Consider the following 16,654-nt stretch of genomic DNA (forward strand, 5'->3'; position numbering starts at 1 on the left):
ACGGCTGTGGGAGGCCGTCGGCCCGGCTGTCCTTCACGCGGACCCCCTCCGGACCGCGGCGACGGGATCCCCCCGTGACGAACGGGTGGCGCGGGGGGTGTTTCGGCAGCAACCGGGCCCCCCGCTCCCTGATGCTGTCCGGTACCGGCGGTGATCGTCACTCACCCTCCAACCTCGCGCCACGGGCCGTTCGTACGAACCCGTATGCACATCAGGATGGGGGGCAGGAGTTCGAGTGATCGTCTTCCTTGACGGCGCCCTGACGCCCGAGTCGACTGGTTTAACGCGTACTTGACGGGGGTGACTTCCAGTCACCCCCGGCCCGTGTTCAGTCCTCTGTCACCGTGCCCGTCTCCGCCTCGGCCAGGGCAGCTCCCGCCTGCCCTGCGAGGGTTCCGGCCACGAGCCGCGCCTGCAGCGGTGCGGCCGCACCGGGCACCGGACGCATCATGAACCGGCCGTAGTAGTGGCCGTTGCCGACCGCCCGGAGCTCGACCTCGTCCGGCGGCCAGCCACGGCGTTCGATGTCCCAGCGCCCGTGCGCGGTGCTGACCCGTCCGTCCTGGCGAAGCTGCGGTGGATGTCCGAGCAGTGATCCGTACTCGAAGCGGCAGTTCTCCAGTGCGAGTACGTCGGTGAGTTCGCGGCGTACGTGCTCGACGACGGCGTCGGCGGACCCGGCGTGCTCGGCGAGCTGGGCCGTCTCGTGGATGCGGGCCAAGTGGCCCGCGTCGGTGACGGTGACGACCTTCAGGCGCCGGGCCCGTGCCGCCAGCTGGGAGACGGCCAGGCCCACCACCAGGAGCAGCACGGCCGTGGTGATGTCGTCACCGCTGGAGATGGTGAACCGCTCGTAGGGCCGGGTCAGGAAGAAGTCGAACCAGGCGGCCGAGGAGAGCGCGGCGAGCGCCCCGGCACCCCGGTGCCCGTTGGCGGCCACGGCCACCACGACGACCACCAGGATCAGCGCGAGGTTGGTGCTCGCCAGATGCGTACGGAACGGAATGAGCAGCGCGGCGACGGCGAGCGGGCCGGCGGTCGCCGCCAGCAGCGCGAGTCGGTCGCGCAGCGCAAACGCCGAGCGGGCAGGCCGAGCGGCGCCGGGGAGTGTGATCACGGCCATGACAGCCACCTCCAGTGCTCCGCCTTCCACGATCCTCCTCCCGGGAGCCAAGCGGAAGTGGATATTCCGGCGCGGGACGTACCGCTATGTCTCCAGCCGCTCCGGCAGGTCGGTGGCAGGCAGGGACAGGACCATGGTCAGGCCGCCACCGGGGGTGTCCTCAGGGGTGAGGGTGCCCGCCATCGCCTCGGCGAGCCCGCGCGAGAGCGCGAGGCCGAGGCCGACGCCCGTGGTGTTGTCGGTGTCACCGAGGCGCTGGAAGGGGACGAAGGCCCGTTCGCGGTCCTCGGCGGGCAGCCCGGGGCCGCGGTCGATGACACGTACCTCGACGCGCTCGGCAAGGGTGCTCGCGGTGAGCAGGACGGTCCCGCCGGGCGGGGTGTGGCGGGCGGCGTTGCTGAGGAGGTTGGCGACCACGCGTTCCAGCAGGGGCGGATCGGCCAGCAGGGGCGGGATCTCGGGCGGGCACTGGACATCCACGGGGGGCGCTTCGGGCGGGAGGGATTCCAGCGCGGTGGGCAGCACCTCCTCCAGGGCGGTGGCGCGCAGTCTCAGGGTGAGGGCGCCGGCCTGGAGGCGGCTCATGTCGAGGAGGTTGTCGATGAGGCGGCCGAGCCGGGCCATCGACTCGTCGGCGGTGGCCAGGAGCTCGTCGCGGTCCTCGTCGCTGAAGTCGACATCCCGGCTGCGCAGCGAGGTGATGGCGGCCCAGCCCGCGGCGAGCGGGGTGCGCAGGTCGTGGCTGACGGCGGCGAGCAGCGCGGTACGCATGCGGTCGGCGGCCTTGACGGGTTCGACCTCGGCGGCCGCCTCGGCGAGCCGGGCCCGCTCGACCGCGACGGCGACGTGCGCGGCGAAGGCGGTCAGGACCTTGCGTTCGGAGGACGGCAGGGGGCGGCCGCGCAGCACCAGGTGCGCCTGCTCGCCGACGGGGACCTGGACGACGGCGCCGTCGTCCGGTACGGGTGCTGCGGCGAGTTCGGCCGATTCCATCCCGAAGGTCTCCCGGGTGCGTTCCAGGAGCGCCGGTACTGCCCGGTCGCCGCGGACGATGGAGCCGGCGAGCGACGACAGGGTCTCGGCCTCCGCGGTGGCCCGTGCCGAGCGGCGCGAGAGCCTCAGCGAGCGGTCCACCACGGCCGCCACGATGCCGGCGACGACCGCGAACACCACCGTGGCGAGCACGCTGTCAAGGGTGGTCGTGAACGCACCGATCGGCGGGATGAACCAGTAGTTCAGGAGCAGCGAGGCCGTGACCGAGGCGACGACCGCGGACACGACTCCCCCGACGCAGGCCACGCCGACCACCACGAGCAGGAACAGCAGGGCCTCGCTGGTGACGTTGAGGCTGCCCCGGAGTTGGTCGAGCACCAGGGTCAGCACGACGGGCAGCACGAGGCCGGACGCCGGGCCCGCGATGAGCCGGGGCGTCGACAGGGTGCGCCGTCTGGACGGCAACAGCCGCCCGCTGCCCGCCCGTTCGTGGGTGACCATGTGGACGTCGATGTCCCCGGAGAGCGCGACGACCGTCTCTCCTATGCCCCGCCCGGTCACGAACCGTTCCAGACGGCCCCGGCTGCTGGTGCCGAGCACGAGCTGCGTGGCGTTCTCGGCACGGGCGAACTCCATGAGAGCGGTGGGAATGTCGTCGCCGACCACCGAGTGGTAGCTGCCGCCCAGGCTTTCGGCCAGAGCCCGCTGCCGGGCCAGCGCCGCCGAGGAGGCCCCGGCCGCAAGGCCGTCGCTGCGCGCGATGTGCACGGCCAGGAGATCACCCCCGGCCGTCCGGTCGGCGATCCGGGCGGCTCGCCGGATGATCGTCTCCCCTTCGGGCCCGCCGGTCAGCGCGACCACCACCCGCTCCCGGGTCTCCCACACCCCGCCGATGCCGTGCTCACTGCGGTACTTCTGCAGCGCCTCGTCGACCTGGTCGGCCACCCACCGCAGGGCCAACTCCCTCAATGCCGTCAGGTTTCCGACGCGGAAGTAGTTGGCGAGCGCCGCGTCCACCTTCTCCGGCGCGTAGATGTTGCCGTGCGCCATGCGACGGCGCAGCGCCTCGGCGGGCATGTCCACGAGCTCGATCTGGTGGGCGCGGCGCACCACCTCGTCGGGGACGGTCTCCTGCTGCGGCACCTTGGTGATCTTCTCGATGACGTCGTTGAGGGATTCCAGGTGCTGGATGTTCACGGCGGTGACCACGTCGATCCCGGCGGCCAGGAGTTCCTCGATGTCCTGCCACCGCTTGGCATGGCGCCCACCGGGCACGTTGGAGTGCGCCAGTTCGTCGACGAGGGCCACCTGCGGCCGCCGCACGAGCACCGCATCGAGGTCCATCTCCTCGAACTGACCGCCGCGGTAGGCGCGCTGGACCCTGGGCACGACCTCCAGGCCGTCCAGCTTTCCCAGGGTGTGACGCCGCTTGTGACACTCGGCGAACGCCACCACCACATCGGTACCGCGCTCCGCCCGCCGCCGGGCCTCGTCCAGCATCCGGTAGGTCTTGCCGACCCCGGGGGCGGCTCCGAGAAAGACCTTCAGCCGACCCCGCTTCCCGGGTTCCTGACCTCCGGGCGGGACGTCCGGCTCCACCACCACAGCACCTGCCTCCTCACGCCGTACGCGCGCCCCGACCGCCCAGGGGGAGCTGGGCGGTCGGGGCGCGATGTGTGTTCCCGATCATCATCGGGAGCCGCCGCGAAAAGGCGCCGCGTACAAGGAGATTGATGCGTTCCTGACCCAACTCCTACGTCCTCGGCCACTCTTCACCGAAGATGCCCCACGGCAGTGCGACCGGAGCCATCAGAACCGGTCCGGGAAGATCAGCGCGAAGATCAGATAGCCAAGCAGGCACACGCCGATGCTCAGTCCGACGATGTTCTCGACGCTCACAGACGTTCAGCTCCCTGATCGAGGAGGATCACGGCGAAGGCCGGCTCGTGCGACGCTCCAAGCGAACTCCTCCCACACCCTCCCGGGTTCGCCTCTTGACACCTCCCTGTCGTCGGAGGGCGCTTCGTTGACGCGGCCTTGACGACCGCCGTAATCGATAGGGTGAAGGCGGTGTGCCGGGAAGTCTGGTCGGCGTAACGGGCCAGGTGGGCCCGACTATCGGGTCAGGAAACCTGGGGGCGGCATGCGCGGCGTAGGTACGGTCTTGTTCCTCGTGATACTCGCCACGCTGGTGGCCACCGGTGCCCGCCGGTGGCGCATCCCCGCGCCCTCCCTGCTGGTCGTCGCGGGCCTGGCGGTCGCGCTGCTGCCGGGCGCCCCGCCGATCCGGGTCACCCCCGAGATCATCGGCCTGGTCGTGCTGCCGCCGCTGCTGTACGCCAGCGCCGAGGAGGTCTCCTGGCGCGAGCTGCGGGTCGTGTGGAAGCCGGTGGGTGTTCTCGCGATCGGGCTCGTGCTCGCATCGGCCGCGATCGTCGGCTTCGTCGCCTCCGCGCTCACGCCGCTGCCCTGGCAGATGGCGCTGGTCCTCGGCACGGTCCTGGCCAGCACCGACCCGGTGGCGGTCACCGCGCTCGGCCGACGCCTCGCCCTGCCGCCCAAGGTGCAGGTCTTGGTGCAGGCCGAGAGTCTGTTCAACGACGCCACCTCGCTGGTCCTGTTCAAGGTGGCGGTGGGTGTCGCGGTCGCCGCCTCCGCCGTCTCCTGGGCGGGTGCGGGCGGCGAATTCGCACTGCTCGCGGGCGGGGGCACCCTGATCGGAGCGGCGGTCGCCGGTGTCGTGGTGCTGATCCGGCGCAGAACCGAGGAGCCGGTCCTGGAGACGGTCGTCGCGCTCGTCACCCCGTACGCCGCCTACGTACTCGCCGAGGCGGCCCACACCTCGGGGGTGACGTCGGTCGTCATCGCGGGCGTGGTCCTCGGCGGCCGCTCGGACCGACTGACCAGCGCCCGCATCCGGCTCCAGCTCCACGCCGTCTACGGCACGGTGGTCTTCCTCCTGGAAAGCGTCGTCTTCAGCCTGATCGGCCTCTCCCTGCCCGGCCTGATCCGCGAACTCGGCAACGCGGACCGGCTCTGGCCGCTGTACGCACTCGCCCTTGCCGCGACCCTGATCGCCGTCCGCATGCTGTGGGTCTTCCCGCTCTCGGCCCTGCTCCAGCGCAAGGCCGGCCAGCGCCGCGCCAACTGGCGAGTCCCGGTGGTCCTGTCCTGGGCCGGCACCCGGGGCGTCATGCCGCTGGCCGCCGCCCTGTCCATCCCGGTCGCCACGGCGGACGGCGCCACGCTGCCCGGCCGCCCCCTCGTTCTCGTCCTCACCACCTCCGTGGTGGTGGTGACCCTTGTCGTCCAGGGCTTCTCCCTCTCCACCGTCGTACGCCGCTCGGGCATCGCCCTCGAACCCGACCACACCGAACGCGAGGAGGCGAGCGCCCGGCTCAGCCTCGCCGACGCCGGCATGCGCCGCCTGGAGGAGATCTCCGAGCTGGAGGCCGTCCCCGAGGTCGTCGCCGACCGCCTCCGCCGCGCCCTGCAGGCCCGCCAGGAACACGCCCGCGAACGCCTCGACGAAACCAACGGCGGTAACGGACAGGGCGCGTCGGCCGACCACATCTACCGGCAGCTGCGCCGCGACCTCATCCTCGAAGAGGCCGCCGAACTCCAGCGCCTCTACGACGACCACCGCATAAGCGATACCACCCGCCGCCGCCTCCAGCGCTCCCTCGACCTGGAGGAGGCCCGGCTGGCGGACACATGACCGCCCGGGCGTCAGAAAGCCGTAAGGCCCGCATCAAGACTGGTGTCGGTGCCACGACAACCGCGACCGGCACGCCTACGGTCCCGGCATGGGACGACGGACGACCCGCGACAGGGCGGGAGGCCGGGCCATGCTGCCCGAGCCGGTCGCGTACGACACCACCTGGGCGGGCGAGGCCCGCTCGGCAGCGGGATACGGGGCGCTCCTGTTCGTCCTCCTCGCGGGCGTCGACGAGGTGGCAGGGACGCTCACCGATCTGCGCGCGGCCCTGTGGCTGTTCCTCGGCGCCCTGCTGCTCGCAGTGCTGTGGCCAACCCGGGTATCGGCCGCCCGGGGCCTGCTGACCACGCGCGGCCTGTGGCGCGAGGCCCGGGTGCGCACCGACCGGCTGGTCTCGGTGCGCTGGTCCAACGGCGTCGCCCAGCGCCTGGTCCTGCGGGACGCGGACGGCAACCGCGCCGAGCTCGACCCGCGCGTCCTGATCGCCAACCCCGCGCTGTGGCACGTTCTCGACACCGACGCCCGCATCAGCGTCACCCGAGGCACGCTGCGCTGCGGCGAAACCGCGCTACTGCAGATCGCGGCCCGGGTGGACCGCGAAGCCGCCCGCACTGTGTTCAAGATCTCCGGCCTGGAGTAGGCGTTTCCTCCTACTTCAGCATGAATTACGGGAATCTTGACGGCTCCTTAACGGGTATCCGTCCTCCCCCTTTCCTACGCTCGCGACGTGTTCAACGTGACCGGCGTCCTCAAGCGCCTCGTGATCGGCCGCGCCATGCGCAGCGAGGAACTCGGCGAGACCCTGCTGCCCAAGCGGCTAGCGCTGCCGATCTTCGCCTCCGACCCGCTGTCCTCCGTGGCGTACGCGACGCAGGAGATCCTGCTCGTCCTCACCCTCGGCGGGCTCGCCTACCTCCACTTCACGCCGTGGATCGCGGCCGGGGTGGTCGCGCTGATGGCGGTGGTGGTGCTCTCCTACCGCCAAGTCGTGCACGCCTACCCCAGCGGCGGCGGCTCCTACGAGGTGGTGTCGAGAAACCTCGGCCCTTCGGCCGGTCTGGTCGTGGCGGCCTCACTGCTCGTCGACTACGTCATGACGGTGGCCGTCTCCGTAGCCTCCGGAGTCGACAACATCATCTCGGCGATCCCGTCGCTGGCCGAGCACCGCGTGCTGCTGGCGCTCGGCTTCGTCGCGATCCTCACCGCGATGAACCTGCGCGGCGTGCGCGAGTCGGGCCGCACCTTCGCCGCCCCCACCTACCTCTTCATCGGCGGCGTGATCATCATGGTCGCCACCGGCCTGATCCGGTACGCGCTCGGGGACGCGCCGGTCGCCGAGTCGGCCGCATACGGAATCCACCCGGAACCCGGCAACCAGAACCTGGCCGGGATGGCCCTGATCATGCTGGTGCTGCGCGCGTTCTCCAGCGGCTGTACGGCGCTGACCGGCGTCGAGGCGATCTCCAACGGCGTACCCGCCTTCCGCAAGCCCAAGGCGAAGAACGCGGCGAGCACCATGGCCTCGATGGGCATCATCGCGGTCGTCATGTTCGTCGGCGTGACAGCGCTCGCGCTGATCGCGAAGGTCCACATCACCGACGACTCCTGCCAGTTGACCGGTATCGGCGGCAACTGCGAGAGCTTCACGCAGAAGACGGTCATCGCCCAGCTCGCCTCGGCGATCTTCGGCGGCGACCACTCCGTCGGCTTCTTCTTCATCCAGGCCGCCACGGCCCTCGTCCTGATCCTCGCCGCGAACACCGCCTTCAACGGCTTCCCGCTGCTCTCCTCGATCCTGGCCCAGCACCGCTATCTCCCGCGCCAACTGCACAACCGGGGCGACCGGCTCGCCTTCTCCAACGGCATCCTGGCCCTCGCCGTCGTCGCGGGCGCGCTGCTGTGGGCGTACAAGGCGGACGTCACCAGCCTCATCCACCTCTACATCCTCGGCGTGTTCACCTCCTTCACGCTGTCGCAGCTCGGCATGGTGCGGCACTGGAACCGCGCCCTGCGCACCGAGCCCGACGCGGCGGTGCGCCGCCGCCATCAGTCGGCGCGCGTCGTCAACGCGCTGGGCGCCTGCGTGACCGGACTGGTCCTGGTGATCGTGCTGATCACGAAATTCACCCAGGGCGCCTGGCTCGCCGTGGTCGCCGCGATCCTGCTGTGGCTCATGATGCGCGGCATCCGGCGCCACTACGACCACACCTCCGCCGAGCTGGCCGTCGAGGACCCCCGCGACGAACTCGTCCCGCCCTCACGGGTGTTGGGAGTCGTCCTCGTCTCGACCATCCACAAACCGACCCTGCGCGCCCTCGCCTACGCCCGCGCCTTCAAGCCGTACCAGCTCGAAGCACTGACGGTCGCCGTCGACAAGGAGGAGACCGGCGATCTGCAACGCCGTTGGCAGGACCTGGACGTCGACGTCCCCCTGAAGGTCCTGGCCTCCCCCTACCGCGAGATCACCAAGCCGGTCGTCGAATACGTCCGCACCATGCGCCGTGACAGCCCCCGGGACGTGGTCGCGGTGTTCATCCCCGAATACGTCGTCGGCCACTGGTGGGAGAACCTCCTGCACAACCAGTCCGCCCTCTGGCTCAAGAGCCGCCTCCTTTTCACCCCGGGCGTGATGGTCACCAGCGTCCCCTGGCAGCTCACCTCCGCCGCCCGCGCCGACCACCCGGCCGCCCGCGCCCCCGGCTCCGTCCGCCGCGGCGAACCCAGCGCACCCCACAGAAACACCACACCCGCCCGCAAGAGCTGACGCCCAACTCCCCGTCCCCATAACCCTTTTGGCGCATCACTGACGCCTCAGACATTGCGATTCCCGGGCGCGTCCGGCAAGACTGCGGACGCGCCCGCACCACAGGCAACGGCCGCCCCCCGTTCTCCGCGCGGCGCCGTCCCAGCACCCATCCAGGGCGCGGGCCCGTTCTCGGGACCGTGCCCTGCGCATGCAGTCAGGCCTGTTCAAGCCGTTCGGGGCCAGAACTCGACCAGATACCGCTCCACGCCGTACGCCACGCCCTCAGTCCGAGTGATCCGCTCCACCTCGGCACGGCCGGCACAGGACACCCGCACCCGCCACAGGCCGCCTGTCTCCCCCAACGTGATGACGTCCTTGGCCCGGCCGAGAGTCAGCGTCCACACGGCGAGTTCGCCCGTCGTGGACTCGAAGCCGACCTCCCCCTGCTCCTCCCAGCGCTCGGTGTCGTCCAGGGGCGGTGCGGCGTCCCACGCCTTGACCGTCACCGAGGCCGTGTGGGTGTGACCGCCGCTGAAGAGGTCAAAACGCCGCACATGCGGATTGAGGAACACGCCCCACTCGTATCCATCGGAGAACGCGACCGGTACAGCGCTGTCATCGGACTCCTGGAAGCAGAACCCACGGTAGGCAACCTCAACGTCAAGGCTCTGCTGCAACAGCACAAGCGCCATGCCCACCTCTCCGCCCATGCGCCAACAGGACGTCGCGATCGTATGCCGGCGGGCTCAGCACCCGTGGCGCTCGCCCTGACCACCCTCGTGATGGCCTGCCGGATCGACGTCGCCAGGTAGTCAGATCAGTCGTCGACGGCTTGGTAGAGGGTGGTCCAGAAGTCCTGCATGGCCCGCGCCGAGTCCGGGGTGGACATCCCGGTCTGGGTGAGCAGGATGCCGACGAGTTGGTTGTGCGGGTCGGCGTAGGTGGTGGTGCCGGCTCCGCCGTCCCAGCCGAACTGGCCGATGGGGGCGTAGTCGCCGCCGTCGACGCAGTCGATGACGTACTCGCTCGCCAGGAATCGCACCCCGAGCATCGTCTCCATGTGCGCCTCGACGAGGTCCTGCACATCCGCCTCGACCTCCGCCAGACGCGGCATCACCTCGGCCACCCCACCTGCCGTGCTGAACAGCTTCAGACCGACCACTCCCCCCACTCGCGATCACAATGCCAGAGGGGAACGCTGCACCACCCAGGGATATTTCCGCCACCACCGCCGTTCGAATTCGAGAAGGGATCAACGAGCACGACATGCACCACCACGACAACCCGCCGCAGAGCGCTCCCTCCAGCCCCGCCTACATCCGCGCCACGTGGGGCGGTACAGGCAGCGTCGAAGAAGCCTCCGCAGCCTTCGGCTTCTCCCGCGCCAAGGGCTACGACCTGGTCCGCCGCGGCGAGTTCCCCTGCCGGGTCCTGCGCATCGGCCGCGGCACCCGCGTCGTCACCACCTCCCCGCTCCGCGTCCTCGACAGCGGTGAACCTGAGTACAGCGGAACCCGTGACGCACACACCGCGCCAGCATGACCCACGCACGCGCAGAAGCCCCCGCCGGAACATTCCGGCGGGGGCTTCTGCGTCTCACTGAAGTCAGTCGTTGTGTCATTCACCCCAGTCGGCTGGGGTGGCGTGCAATGCCCCGAAGGGCGGCCGCTGTCACAGAGACGGGCTTGGCGTCACCAAGGGTTTCCTCCCGCCCACGGCCGTATTTCGGCCGCCACGGCACAGACGCGTCTCAGGAATCGAGCACCGCGGCCACGGCCTCGATCTCGACGAGCTGGTCCTGGTAGCCGAGCGCGGTGACGCCCATCAAGGTGCTGGGGACGTCATGATCACCGAACGAGTCCCGTACCACCTCCCAGGCGGCCACCAGGTCCTCCCGCCGGGCCGACGCGACAAGGACCCTGGTGCTGATGACGTCCTCAAGGGACGCACCGGAGGCCGTGAGAGCAGCCCGCATGTTCTCGACCGCTTTCGCTGCCTGGCCCGCATAGTCCCCGACTGCTGCCGTGGAGCCGTCATCGTTCAGCGGACACGCCCCGGCGAGGAAGATCAGCCGTGACTCGGCGGGCGCCGTAGCTGCGTAGGCGTACTCGGCGACGTCGGAGAGGGAGGCGGAGCGGATCAAAGTAATGGCACGAGCCACGGTCATCGGGCCTTTCTCATCAGGTGTCGAGCCCAGACATCCTGCCCACGCCCTGCTGGTGCCCGCCTCCCCTTTTCCTCGTCGGTCCGCCACGCGACGACCGCCGGGTGAGACCGTCCGCAAGTCGACTGAGTAGGATGACATATCGACTAACTTCGCTGTCGAAGGACAACTGTTGTCCTTCGACAGCGAAGTTAGTCATGTGCAGCCCGCTGGCCTGGGCCGACTGGGTTGGATGTCGACGAGTCCGCTCGTGCTGACGCCGTTCGGGCGGCTACGGCGACGCCACCGACGGCTTCTCACTCCCGCTACGTGCAGCCGCCCCGTTCACCGGAGCCGCCGACCGCGCTGTGTACTTCCGCGCGGGGTGGGGCTGCAAGGGGCACGGTGGTGAGGCCGAGCGTGCAGGCGACGTTGGTGACGCTTCGGTCTGCTGCGGACACCGACGAGGTCGCCGGACGCGGCTCTCCTTTTCTTGCCCTGCCTCACCGGATCCTCGAACGGCCGCACCGCCGCAGGGGTGTAGTCACCTTTGTCCCGTGGGGAACAGGGACCCTAGTCAGACCCGGCAGTAGCCGCTAATCTCACTGCGGCCGTGAAGGCAGCGGGTTTACGCGCGGCGGCGACGGGGGCTTGTGAGAAGTGACGCTGAACACCGACGGCCCGAAGGCGGCCGACCAACTTCGTTCACTGCACGCCTGGTTGACAGATGTCGACGAATTGAGAGGCCGAGTCGGCTGCAAGGAGAGCCCACCCGAAAAGGGCACGCTCGGACCTTTGCTCGAGGCACTGACGGTGGCCCTCGGTCCCGGCGCCGCGGCGACTGCGCTAGCCACGACTGTCATCGCCTGGCTGCGTACCCGGCGCGGTGAGATACGCATCAAGGTGACGCTCCCGGACCGCCGTTCGCTGGAACTCTCCGCCAGGAACGTGGCCGATCTCGACCCGGCCGCCCTACGGCAACAAGTGGCCGATGTCGCGGCGCTGCTCGGCGCGCAGGACCAGCAAGGAGACACGACCTTGGCGATCGCCCCGCCCGAGCAGCGGCGCGAGGAGCGATGACCGATCTGGACGGCGCGGGCGTACAGGTCCTGTTGATCGCCACCGCGACGCACCAGGACGGCGGACTCCCTTCGGTCCCGTCGATTGCCGACAGCTTCAGAGATCTGCAGACGGCTCTGATCGAGCGTTGCGGGGTACGCCCGGAACACGTGACGGCGGTGCTCGACCCAGCTGACGCCCAGAGCATGGCCCACGCTGTGGCCAGGGCGGCGCAGCAGGCCGACACCGTTCTGCTGGTCTACTTCATCGGGCACGGTCTGCTCACCCCGGGCAGGGAGCTATACCTGGCCGCCGGCAACACCGCGGAGCTCACTCCCGGCATGGCCGAGCACCAGGCGTACTCCTTCGCCGCCTTACGGGAGGCGGTGCTGGCGAGCCGGGCGGCGTCCAAAGTCGTCGTACTCGACTGCTGTTTCTCCGGGGTCCCGTCGCGCGGCGGCACCTCACTGGTCACCGCTTTCAACGCGGAACCCGGGAACGGGATGTATCTCCTGGGGTCGGCGGAGCTACTGGCCCACGCTCCGGAGGAGGCCGAACACACCACGTTCACGGGAGCGTTCCTGGAGCTGTTGGAGCACGGCGACGACGGGGGGCAGCAGTCGCTGACCCTGGACGCGGCCTACAACGCCCTGTACCGAAAGCTGCGGGACAGACAGCAACCCGTACCGCGGCGGATGAACGGAGATCTCTCCGGCAACCTCATCATCGCGCCGAACCCGGCTTTCCGGACCCGCGCCTCGACACCGGAACGGCAGCCGCCCGCTGACAGCATCTGCCCCTACCCGGGGCTCGGCCCCTTCACGGTGGACCGAGCCGATGTCTTCGCCGGGCGGACAGCGATGACCGAGCGCCTGGTAAAGGCGACGGCGGCGGCCGTAGACGAACCCGGCCCACTGATTCTCGTCGGGGCCTCCGGTTCCGGAAAGACCTCCCTGCTCAATGCCGGTCTGCTGGCCGGACTGCGCACCCATGGACTACCCGACCTGCCGGGGTCGACCGGCTGGCCCAGACGGCGTCTGACCCCCGGCAAGAACCCGCTCCGGAATCTGGCCGACGCCCTCGCGCCCGAGTCGCCAGACGCCGCCGAATTGCTGCTGGCGAACGGCCACGCGGCCGCACTTGTGGACCCGCTGCTGGACCACCCGGGGCAACGGCTGGTCATGGTCGTCGATCAGCTGGAGGAGCTGTTCACCCTCTGTACGGACCCGGAGGAACAGGCGGCGTTCCTGAGGGCGGTGACCGCACTGGCCCGCCCTGGAGAAGGCCACGAGCCGCAGGCCCTGGTGGTGTTCGCGTTACGGGCCGACTTCTACGCCCAGGCAACCGCACACCCCGAACTGCGGACCGTCCTGAGTAAGAGTCAGTTGCTGGTCGATCCGATGGACGTCGGCGAACTCCGCGCCTCGATCGAAGAACCGGCAGCCACCGCGCAGTTGGAACTAGAGGACGAGCTCGCCCCCCTCATCCTCAAGGAGCTGGGCAGGGCGACCGGCGGACGGGCCCCCGCAGAGGCGCTGCCCCTCCTGTCCCACGTGCTGCAGGAGACGTGGAAGGAGCGCGAGGGACTACGGCTCACCGTCTCCGGGTACCTCGCCACCGGCGGCATCACGAAGGCTGTCGCGACCACCGCGGAGAACGTCTACAGCCGGCTTGACGCGGCCGGCCAGGAGGCCGTGCGTCTCATGCTGCCCCGGCTGGTCCGGGTGAGCGAGGATGCCGCCGACACCGCGCAGCCCGTCGAATGGCCCGTACTCCTGCACGGAGTATCCGACGACGCGGTCGCACGGGACGCGATCAAACGGTTCGCCGACGCTCGTCTGCTCACCCTCGACCGAGACACGGTCCGGATCAGCCATGAGGCGCTGCTGCGCGCCTGGCCCCAGCTGGAGAAGTGGGTCGACGAGGATCGTGACCTGCTGCGCGCCCGTCAGCAGCTCGCCTCCGACGCGGCAGGCTGGAAGCAGTCCGAAAAGGACCCCTCCCTGTTGTACCGAGGGAACCGGCTCGTCGCGATGCGGGAGCGCACGGCTGCCCCGGGCGCGCCACCACTGGGCTCGGAGTCCGCCGAGTTCATGGAGAACTCCTGGCGCCAGCACACGCGCGAAGGCCGCCGACGCCGTGCCGCGTTCACCTTCGTCGTCGTCCTGGCCCTGCTGGCGACGACCGGTCTGGTCGGCGCGGGGATCTACTGGCGGCAAGCCGACCAGGCACAACAGCGCAACCTCGCCCGCTATCTGGCCGCCGAAGCCGAAGGCCAGCGCGACCTGCACCCCGGGCTTGCCAAGCAGCTCAGCCTGCTCTCATACCGGATCGACAACAAAGCCGGCCACAGCGCCCTCCTCAACAGCCAGCGCACCCCCGGCATGATCAACGGCGACGAACCGGCCTACGACCTCTCCTACAGCACGAACGGTCGGGTGCTCGTCCTCTCCACCGGCGACGCGATCGTGCTGCGCACCCAGAACGGCGACGGGCGGATCGACGGGGTCCTGTCCGGCCCGATCGCGGTGGCCGCCAACGGCACCGTGCTCGCCGCGGCCACCTACGACAACGGCGGCTCCACCTCGGCGACCCTGCAGCTGTGGGACATCTCCGACCCCAGCCGACCGCGGAAGCTGGCCGCGCCCACGACGCCGGACGCCGTCACCGCGTTGGCCTTCAGCACGGACGGGCGCACCCTCCTCGCCGGCACCTCGGCGGGCGAGATCCGCCGCTGGGACACCGGCGATCCAGCGGCACCGCACGCCCTGTCCCCGCTCCCGGGCAACGGCAAGCAAGTCGACTCCCTGGCCGTCTCCCCCCAGCGCGGTCTGCTCGCAAGCGCGAGCACCGACGGGCAGGTACGGCTATGGAAGGAAGCCAGCACCACACCCGTCGCCACACTGCGCGCAGCGCCGTACACGTCCTCCTACCCCGACGGGCACATCCGGCCACTGCACCGGATCGCCTTCGACAGTTCGGGCGGACTGCTGACGGCACCTGCCGAGGAACCGAAGAAAAAGGACGTCCTCGCGCCCAGTGACGACCTGGCCCTGTGGACACTCGACGACCCGCGGGCTCCCCGGCAGGTCGTGGCAGCGGACAAAGGCGTGTCGTCCGGCTCCAACAGATGCTCCGAGAGTGTGACCTCGATGGCGTTCGCCTCGAACAGCAAACGGATCGTCGCGAGTTGCGGCGCCAGCTGGAAACTCTGGATCTACACCTACGGAACCGACGCGGTCCTGCCGGGCGCGTCGAACACCGCCAACGGCTTGAACGGCGGTGTGGCCCTGTTCGCCCCCGGCAACGCCGAACAGCTGCTCAAGGCCACCGACCGCGGCGTCCAGGTCTGGGACCTCTCCAACGGGTCCCAGCCGGGGGCAGTGGGATTCATACCGCCGGCGCCCGGAACCGGGAGTCATCTCTCCCTCGCAATGTCCGGGAAGAAGCTGCTTCTCGCCTATCAGGGCGTGGGCGCGAACTGGCTGCGGGATCTCAACCTCCAGCAATTGCAGTCCAACTTGTTGGCCACGACGGACGCTCCCAACATGGGCACGGGACAGGACATCGCCCTCAGCCCGGACGGCAAGCTCCTCGCCGACACCGAGGTGTACAAGCAGGGCAAGGACACATACGCCAATCTGTTCCTGCGCAGCACCGCCAGTCCGGAAGAGAAGCTGGGCGTGATCGACCTGAACAACGGTGTGGGGGCTCTGGCCTTCAGCCCGACCAAGCCCCTCCTGGCCGTCTCCGACTCCAACGGCGTCGTGGCCGGTAACCCCAAGCCCCAGGTCGTCCAGCTCTACGACATCGCCGACCCCCGCCATCCGCGGCGCCTCTCCACGATCGAGACGACGGGGTACGGACTCGGCTTTTCCCCGGACGGCAGATCGCTGGTCATGAACGAATCCGTCCAGGGCGACACGAAGGCGGCCCGCCCGACCGCGGGGCCGCTGGTGCGCAGTTGGAACGTCGTCGATCCCGCGCACCCGGCCGCGTCATGGTCGATGCGCCTGCCCACCGGCACCAACTTCGCTCATTTCGCCTTCCGGCCGGATGGAAAACTCTTCGCGCTCTACGACGACACCGGAACGCTCCAGCTGTGGGACGTCCGCAGCGACCACCTCGTCGGTTCCCCCGTCAAAGTGTCCATCGGCAGCCTCGGCGGCCCACTGGCGTTCAGCCCCGACGGGACCCGCATCGCCCTGATCACATACGACAAGGACATCCACGCCCGCCCCGAGATCTGGGACGTGAGCGACTGGGCCTCGCCCACCCGGCAGTTCTACATGCCGACCGCATCGGCCTTCTACTCCCTGGCATTCACCCCCGACAGCAAGACCCTCGCCGTCGTCCGCGCCTCCGCGGGCATCGACCTGTGGGACACCGACCCGCAGCACGTCATCGCAGACCTCTGCAACGCGGTCGGTGACCCCATCTCCGAGCAGGACTGGAAGAAGTACCTGCCGGACCGCCCTTACCAACCGCCATGCCAGTGACGTAGATCAGCCGGGCAGCAACCGGACCCTGCCGGCAGCGGGGGTGACAGTTAGCGTGACAGCGACCGCACTCTCATCGGCACGGGGGCCAGCCCGCGGGAAATGCTGGACCTCCTAGCGGGTCCGGCCTGCTCAGCGGAGTACTGGAGTGAGCGCGTTCTGCAGCGCTCCGTCCTGCCGCCGTCTACCGCGAAGCGGGGAGGACCTCCTCGACGTTGGCAAGGACCACCCGGCACGCGGAACGCCCCGCATCAGCGGGGAGGACACCAGGACGCGGGGCCCGCCGACACCACACCGTGAAACACTCCCGCAGAGGGGGGTGTTCCGCACCGGCATGCCCAAGGGAGTCCGGCACTCGGGTTCTCCCTGCCGA

11 protein-coding genes and 2 pseudogenes are annotated in these 16,654 nt (G+C 69.8%); 6 read left to right on the forward strand and 7 right to left on the reverse strand.

The annotated features are described in order from the left end of the window. Nucleotides 1–328: 328 nt before the first annotated feature. From IE206_RS02195 to kdpF, 3 genes are all read right to left on the reverse strand, one after another. The gene (locus IE206_RS02195) at nucleotides 329–1,123 is read right to left on the reverse strand and encodes a DUF4118 domain-containing protein (protein ID WP_189960043.1); all 795 of its coding nucleotides are present in this window, start codon (nucleotides 1,121–1,123) and stop codon (nucleotides 329–331) included. Nucleotides 1,124–1,207: 84 nt separating this feature from the next. Next, nucleotides 1,208–3,718, reverse strand: a complete 2,511-nt coding sequence (locus IE206_RS02200) for an ATP-binding protein (protein WP_189960744.1) — start codon at nucleotides 3,716–3,718, stop codon at nucleotides 1,208–1,210. Between the two features lie 207 nt (nucleotides 3,719–3,925). Then, the gene (kdpF, locus tag IE206_RS02205) at nucleotides 3,926–4,015 is read right to left on the reverse strand and encodes a K(+)-transporting ATPase subunit F (protein ID WP_189960045.1); all 90 of its coding nucleotides are present in this window, start codon (nucleotides 4,013–4,015) and stop codon (nucleotides 3,926–3,928) included. Between the two features lie 244 nt (nucleotides 4,016–4,259). Here kdpF and IE206_RS02210 point away from each other — a divergent pair, with 244 nt between their 5' ends. The 3 genes from IE206_RS02210 to IE206_RS02220 all read left to right on the forward strand — a co-directional run bounded on the left by IE206_RS02210 (nucleotide 4,260) and on the right by IE206_RS02220 (nucleotide 8,598). Next, nucleotides 4,260–5,834, forward strand: coding sequence for a Na+/H+ antiporter (locus IE206_RS02210; RefSeq protein ID WP_189960047.1), 1,575 nt, complete (start codon nucleotides 4,260–4,262; stop codon nucleotides 5,832–5,834). A gap of 88 nt (nucleotides 5,835–5,922) precedes the next feature. After that, a complete protein-coding gene (locus IE206_RS02215; protein ID WP_226598648.1) occupies nucleotides 5,923–6,474 on the forward strand; it encodes a hypothetical protein in 552 nt (183 codons plus the stop codon). 135 nt (nucleotides 6,475–6,609) lie between these two features. Beyond that, entirely contained in the window at nucleotides 6,610–8,598 is a 1,989-nt protein-coding gene (locus tag IE206_RS02220) for an APC family permease (protein WP_373300862.1), read from the forward strand. Nucleotides 8,599–8,804: 206 nt separating this feature from the next. Here IE206_RS02220 and IE206_RS02225 read toward each other — a convergent pair whose 3' ends face one another. The 3 genes and pseudogenes from IE206_RS02225 to IE206_RS02235 form a co-directional block, all read right to left on the reverse strand. Continuing rightward, complete coding sequence (locus tag IE206_RS02225; RefSeq protein WP_189960052.1) at nucleotides 8,805–9,272, reverse strand: hypothetical protein; 468 nt, start codon at nucleotides 9,270–9,272, stop codon at nucleotides 8,805–8,807. Nucleotides 9,273–9,397: 125 nt separating this feature from the next. Beyond that, nucleotides 9,398–9,577 (reverse strand): annotated as a pseudogene (locus IE206_RS02230) (serine hydrolase); the annotation flags it as partial. After that, nucleotides 9,557–9,742: pseudogene (locus tag IE206_RS02235) on the reverse strand (transporter); the annotation flags it as partial. The pseudogenes IE206_RS02235 and IE206_RS02230, both read right to left, overlap by 21 nt. Before the next feature lie 104 nt (nucleotides 9,743–9,846). On the opposite strand from IE206_RS02235, the gene IE206_RS02240 reads away from it, so the two are divergent. Next, a complete protein-coding gene (locus tag IE206_RS02240; RefSeq protein ID WP_226598650.1) occupies nucleotides 9,847–10,122 on the forward strand; it encodes a MerR family transcriptional regulator in 276 nt (91 codons plus the stop codon). 208 nt (nucleotides 10,123–10,330) lie between these two features. Here IE206_RS02240 and IE206_RS02245 read toward each other — a convergent pair whose 3' ends face one another. Then, the gene (locus IE206_RS02245) at nucleotides 10,331–10,741 is read right to left on the reverse strand and encodes a RidA family protein (RefSeq protein WP_189960747.1); all 411 of its coding nucleotides are present in this window, start codon (nucleotides 10,739–10,741) and stop codon (nucleotides 10,331–10,333) included. Nucleotides 10,742–11,383: 642 nt separating this feature from the next. On the opposite strand from IE206_RS02245, the gene IE206_RS02250 reads away from it, so the two are divergent. Beyond that, nucleotides 11,384–11,803 (forward strand): effector-associated constant component EACC1, encoded by a 420-nt coding sequence (locus IE206_RS02250; protein WP_189960061.1) that lies wholly within the window; start codon nucleotides 11,384–11,386, stop codon nucleotides 11,801–11,803. Next, complete coding sequence (locus IE206_RS02255; RefSeq protein ID WP_189960063.1) at nucleotides 11,800–16,281, forward strand: WD40 repeat domain-containing protein; 4,482 nt, start codon at nucleotides 11,800–11,802, stop codon at nucleotides 16,279–16,281. Before IE206_RS02250 ends, IE206_RS02255 begins: the two co-directional genes overlap by 4 nt. Nucleotides 16,282–16,654 lie beyond the last annotated feature (373 nt).

The organism is Streptomyces violascens, from assembly GCF_014649955.1.
GTDB lineage: Bacteria > Actinomycetota > Actinomycetes > Streptomycetales > Streptomycetaceae > Streptomyces > Streptomyces violascens.

Coding starts and splice junctions, on each gene's coding strand:
- IE206_RS02240 (WP_226598650.1), top strand. CDS start 9,847: ATGCACCACCACGACAACCCGCCGCAGAGCGCTCCCTCCAGCCCCGCC.
- IE206_RS02195 (WP_189960043.1), bottom strand. CDS start 1,123: ATGGCCGTGATCACACTCCCCGGCGCCGCTCGGCCTGCCCGCTCGGCG.
- IE206_RS02220 (WP_373300862.1), top strand. CDS start 6,610: ATGCGCAGCGAGGAACTCGGCGAGACCCTGCTGCCCAAGCGGCTAGCG.
- IE206_RS02215 (WP_226598648.1), top strand. CDS start 5,923: ATGGGACGACGGACGACCCGCGACAGGGCGGGAGGCCGGGCCATGCTG.
- IE206_RS02210 (WP_189960047.1), top strand. CDS start 4,260: ATGCGCGGCGTAGGTACGGTCTTGTTCCTCGTGATACTCGCCACGCTG.
- IE206_RS02225 (WP_189960052.1), bottom strand. CDS start 9,272: ATGGCGCTTGTGCTGTTGCAGCAGAGCCTTGACGTTGAGGTTGCCTAC.
- IE206_RS02255 (WP_189960063.1), top strand. CDS start 11,800: ATGACCGATCTGGACGGCGCGGGCGTACAGGTCCTGTTGATCGCCACC.